This window comes from Roseateles sp. P5_E11 (assembly GCF_054049355.1).
Map to the genome: position 1 here is coordinate 1 of NZ_JBFUMO010000873.1, position 1,721 is coordinate 1,721.

Annotated in this window: 1 protein-coding gene; it reads left to right on the top strand. The window is 66.0% G+C overall.

Annotated elements, in window-relative coordinates; all coding sequences use genetic code 11:
- Nucleotides 1-16: 16 nt before the first annotated feature.
- On the top strand, nucleotides 17-1,721 hold a 1,705-nt coding region (gene acnA / locus ACXJKR_RS31620), incomplete at its 3' end, for an aconitate hydratase AcnA (protein ID WP_457326220.1).

Sequence of the window (1,721 nt, forward strand, 5' to 3'; positions counted from 1 at the left end):
TCCTATAGGAGTAACCATGCCGAAACCCGCGGCCCACGCGTTTGCAAACACCCAGGCCAAGTTCAAGCTCGCCGCAGGCAAGTCCGGGCAGTTTTTCTCCCTGCCCAAGCTGGCCGAGGCCTACCCGAACGTGGCGCGCATGCCGATCTCGATGCGCATCGTGCTGGAAAGCGTGCTGCGCAACTGCGACGGCAAGAAAGTGACGGCCGAGCATGTCGAGCAACTGGCCAACTGGAAGCCCAATGCCGCCCGCGTCGATGAGATCCCCTTCGTCGTCGCTCGCGTGGTGCTGCAGGACTTCACCGGCGTGCCCTTGCTGGCCGACCTGGCCGCCATGCGCAACGTGGCCGCCGCGATGGGCAAGAACCCCAAAGCCATCGAACCGCTGGTGCCGGTGGACCTCGTCGTCGACCACTCGGTCATGATCGACTACTACGGCACCAAGAAGGCGCTGGACCTGAACATGAAGCTGGAGTTCGAGCGCAACCGCGAGCGCTACGAGTTCATGAAGTGGGGCATGCAGGCTTTCGACACCTTCGGCGTCGTACCGCCCGGCTTCGGCATCGTCCACCAGGTCAACCTCGAGTACCTGGCGCGCGGCGTGCACAAGGGCAAGGACGGCGTCTTCTACCCGGACAGTCTCGTCGGCACCGACAGCCACACGACCATGATCAACGGCATCGGCGTCGTCGGCTGGGGCGTGGGCGGCATCGAGGCCGAGGCCGGCATGCTGGGCCAGCCGGTCTACTTCCTGACGCCCGACGTGGTCGGCTTCGAGCTGACGGGCCAACTGCGCGAGGGCGTGACAGCCACCGACCTGGTSCTCACSRTCACCGAGATSCTGCGCAAGCACRRSGTCGTCGGCAAGTTCGTCGAGTTCTTCGGCGAAGGCACCCGCACGCTGGCCCTGCCCGACCGCGCGACGATTGCCAACATGGCGCCCGAGTACGGCGCCACCATGGGCTTCTTCCCGGTCGACGAGAAGACCGTCGACTACTTCAAGGGCACCGGCCGCACCGCCGCCGAGATCGAGGCCTTCGAGGCCTATTGGCGGGCTCAAGGCATGTTCGGCGTGCCCAAGGCGGGCGACATCGACTTCACCTCGGTGGTCTCGCTGGACCTGGGCACCGTGGCGCCCAGCCTGGCCGGCCCCAAGCGCCCGCAGGACCGCATCGAGATCACGAATCTCGCCTCCACCTTCGCGCAGCTCTTCAGCAAGCCCACCGCCGAGAACGGTTTCAACCAGCCCGCGGACAAGCTGGCGCAGAACTTCGTCACCGAATCGGGCCTGCCGGTGAAGAACGGCGACGTGCTGATCGCTGCCATCACCTCCTGCACCAACACCAGCAACCCCAGCGTGCTGCTGGCCGCGGGCCTGCTGGCCAAGAAGGCGGTGGAAGCCGGCCTCACGGTGGCGCCGCACATCAAGACGTCCCTCGCGCCTGGCTCGCGCATCGTCACCGAGTACCTGGAGAAGGCCGGACTGCTGCCCTATCTGGAAAAGCTCGGCTTCAACGTCGCCGCCTATGGCTGCACGACCTGCATCGGCAACGCCGGCGACCTGACGCCCGAGCTGAACAAGCTCATCCAGGACAACGACCTCGTCTGTGCGGCCGTGCTGTCGGGCAACCGCAACTTCGAGGCCCGCATCCACCCCAACCTCAAGGCCAACTTCCTGGCCAGCCCGCCGCTGGTCGTGGCCTATGCCATCGCTGGTACCG